Genomic DNA, 3746 nt, shown 5'->3' with positions numbered 1-3746 from the left:
ATTATTTAGTATATCACATTTTCACAAGACAAAAACTTAATAAAGTTTGTAATAACTAACTTTTTAATCGAATATATTGAGACTTTTTAACATCAAATACAACTACTTTTCCTCGAACTTTATGACCTTTGATTTTATAGAGTTTATCCCCTGATAGAATATCGTTTAGCATTATCCCGACCAGATAATGATGCTCATTATCGATAATTTCCCAAGCTAAACCATTTTTCAATAGCTTTTCAGAGCCTGTCTGAATTAAAGGCAAGCGTGACACCTGACATTTTTGATCGGCTATCAAGGTATAATCTAGAATCTTGTTTTCAAAGGGTATTGTTTTATAGAGTCTCTTGCTGTTTACTAATTGATTGTATTTTTTAGAAATCAAAAAACTGTCCTCACTAAACGAAATATCACTATGAAAATGTAGCTGGTTCACTCGTTGATGATCAATCGTCACATCCTTATCCAAGATAAATTGACTTTCCAACTCATGTGTCCCCGGATAGCTAACGTCGTCAACAACAAGCGTTAAAGAGTTTGGTAATCCTAAGATAAAGCGCCTATGTGTAAACAATTGCCCGTCAACATCAGCTGAGTAATGACCCTCTATTAAAAAAAGGTTATCCTGTCTCGTCAGAGCTACATGGTGCGCTAGTGGATATTTTGCATAATTCCATGAATCAGTTATCTCTTCTAAGTTTTTGTCTTTGATAAAGCAAGTCGAATGGCTCTTTGAGCTTTTTAAAAAATAGCGCATGGGGTCTTCTCTATAGGTGTAACGTCCTGGATCGATAATAATCGGCACATCACCATCATAGAGGCAGAAACTATTTTGATCGCTATGACTATGAGCGCTTCCTAATGAACCACACTTGAAAAACAAATACCTTTGCGGTTCTTTTGAACACACATGCCCACTACAGTCAAACAGAGCTATTTGCGCTTGCTCAGGCTCAGCGATAATCTGTTGATAGTGCTGGACAGCTGATTTACCGAAGTACATTAACGTTTCAATATTAACCCTATGATAACCATAGGCTTTTAATCGACCAGACTTGAGAACCAAGGCTGATAAGGTCAATACATCACGAGTATCGGTCACATCACTATCGCCAAATGCTATCTGATTGTGATCTGGTCCCGTCATCATCACTATATAATGAGCCATTTTGTTAAGGACAGGCTTTAAACGTTTTTTATAGTCTGGTACAAAGATGACAAGATCAAGAAGCGCCTTATAAACTTCAACATGATACATAATCGATTGCTCATACTGACTACCATCTTCTAAAATTTGCAACCTTAGTTGTTCTTCTAACTCGGATTCGGCAAATGCTTGCAAATCTGGCATATCAAAGTCCTCTTCAAAATAATACAGCCATGCTAACATTGCCGTGGTCTGAAAGACACCCCAATTGCTTAAACTATACTTTTCAATATAATGTTCCTGCAAATAACGAAGTTGTTTTTTGATGGAAACTAGAATTTTAGTTAGTTCTTCTTCCTTTATTAGATGGGCACGTTGTAAGTATAGAACAACCTTCAACCACACTAAACATCTAATACCAGTATCCAATGGGCGACTGGTTAAGGAATTCGCCTTTAATTCAAAACCACAATCAATCCAATGAAACATCATTTCTTTTAACTTATCAATGTAACGATAATCATCTTCAACTAAATGAACAGTCAGAAAGTTAAGAAAATAACTCTGCCTATTTAGCATATAATTCCATTCAGGATCATTTGTTACAGATTGATCCCAACACAACTCCTGTAATTGATAAGGTATATGACAGGGCTCCATATCCCAATTACCATTGAATATAAATGTATTGTCCATTATTAAATCAACAGACTCTTTCATAGAATCATACGAATCCTTATGATTTGTTAGAATATACTGTCTACAAAAAGCACTATCATGATTGCTAAAAAACCATTTCGCACATTCTTTGTTCATAACCTATCCCCCAACTATCCTAAACAAAAAAGGATCAGTCAAAAGTCCAATCCTTTTTCTATCCTATTACGCAAGCACACCTAACCAGCTACCAATGGTTCCGATAATAACTGTTAAGATAACCAATTTATAGGTTGACCATTTTTTATTTTTGATAAGATAAAACATGAGTAACGTATAGAGAACTGGTAACATCGCTGGAGCGATTTTATCAAGCATACCTTGGACTGTAACAATTTTTTGAGAAGCACTTGTTACTTTGTCTGGTGCAAATGTGTAGGGTATGGTCAATTTTACTTGCGTTGCTGCCAAACTTGAAATAACGGTAACCCCAACAATGTTAGCTGCACGCGAAATAACTGACATCTGCTCACTTAGTTTGTCAATAAATGTTGTTCCCAATTTATAACCATATAAACCAGTTACAAGTTTGATGGTGGTTAGGATAAGGTTCATTGCAACAAAGAAGATAATCGGTCCTATAACCAGTCCATCAGAAGCTAGTGAGGCTGCAATTGTTGAAAAAAGTGGCGCCAAACAAAATTGTGATAAGGAATCACCTATCCCTGCCAATGGCCCCATAAGAGCCATCTTAATACCTCGAATTTCATCTTGTGGGCGTTCATTTTCTAACATAGCCAAATGCAAACTCGTTACAAATGGCAGAAAATGTGGGTTCGTATTATAAAATTCCACGTTTTCTTCTAAAGCTGCTGTCAAACCTGCCTTATCATTACCATAGTATTTTTTTAGAGCTGGGTACATGACATTCGCATAACCTAACCCTTGATAGTTACTATAATTAAAACCATTTTGTAAATAAAATGCGCGTAAAGCTGTTTTTGTGTAATCACTTTTTGCTAATTTTTTAGATCCAGTCATCTTGTGCTTCTCCTTCAGTTTTTGATTCCACCACTGCATTAGTAGGTTTTCTAAAGACATCAATTAAAGCAAATATTGTTGCAATCAAAGCCACACCAATTGTAGGTACACCTAAAACTGAAGACGTTGTGACCGCTGTCAACAACCCATCTTCATTGGCTGTTGGTGTAAGCACCGGCAAACCAAAGTACACCGCTAGAACATAACCCAAAATGATATAAGGAATAAGCTCTTTTTTTGCCATAACAGAGAGAATCATCGCAAATCCAATGGCGGGTAGCATTCTACCTGCAAGCGTTAAACCATTAAGAAGTACTGGTGGAATTAGAGCAAAGATCTTGGTAAGAGTGTCCATAGATAGGGCACCTGTAATACCAAGTAAGAATCCTACAGCCGCAAAAGCCCAGATAGTGCCATTAGCTGCACGCTTAAAACCGTTTAAATTCCCCTGTTGCAGAGCTTTTTTAGCTACTTCAGGGCTACCAGCAAAAGCCGTATACGTTGCCGTTTGTAGGAATTGAATCCCTACTGCGATTGGTGTTGATAAAGCCAAAGCAGCTTCTGGAGTGATTTTGTCTTTACTTGCTGCCGTTGTAATTGCCATTAGTGTCCCAAAAATCCCCGGACCGATAGGATTAGGGGGTACAGTTCCACCAGCACCAACACCAAATCCCATGTAAGCCAATTCAGAAATAGCACCCGCTGCTAGCGCTGTTGGAATGTCTCCTAAAATAATCCCAACACCCAATGATAGGACAATACAGCGATTGGTATATAAACCAAGCAACATACCGCTAAAGCAAAATGCTGTCCACAAACCAATTAAAATAGCTTGTACAATACTAATATCCATTTTGTTCTCCCTTTATATAGATACTTCTAAATAAGTATTAAATATACT

At 37.1% G+C, this 3746-nt stretch carries 3 protein-coding genes; all 3 read right to left on the bottom strand.

What is annotated here, in order from left to right; translation table 11 throughout:
- Nucleotides 1-55 precede the first annotated feature (55 nt).
- Nucleotides 56-1867 carry an alginate lyase family protein gene (locus ACMZ6U_RS09685; protein ID WP_416108238.1) on the bottom strand — a complete coding sequence of 604 codons (1812 nt, stop codon included), beginning with the start codon at nucleotides 1865-1867 and terminating at the stop codon, nucleotides 56-58.
- A 162-nt stretch (nucleotides 1868-2029) separates the two neighbouring features.
- Complete coding sequence (locus ACMZ6U_RS09680; RefSeq protein WP_416108237.1) at nucleotides 2030-2845, bottom strand: PTS system mannose/fructose/sorbose family transporter subunit IID; 816 nt, start codon at nucleotides 2843-2845, stop codon at nucleotides 2030-2032.
- Nucleotides 2832-3698, bottom strand: a complete 867-nt coding sequence (locus ACMZ6U_RS09675; protein ID WP_416108236.1) for a PTS mannose/fructose/sorbose/N-acetylgalactosamine transporter subunit IIC — start codon at nucleotides 3696-3698, stop codon at nucleotides 2832-2834. The genes ACMZ6U_RS09680 and ACMZ6U_RS09675 overlap by 14 nt, the downstream gene beginning before the upstream one ends.
- Nucleotides 3699-3746 lie beyond the last annotated feature (48 nt).

Source organism: Streptococcus pluranimalium, from assembly GCF_047785745.1.
GTDB classification, from domain to species: Bacteria; Bacillota; Bacilli; order Lactobacillales; family Streptococcaceae; genus Streptococcus; species Streptococcus pluranimalium_B.
The sequence above is the reverse complement of the archived record's forward strand: the minus strand, read 5'-3'. Positions and strand labels throughout refer to the sequence as shown.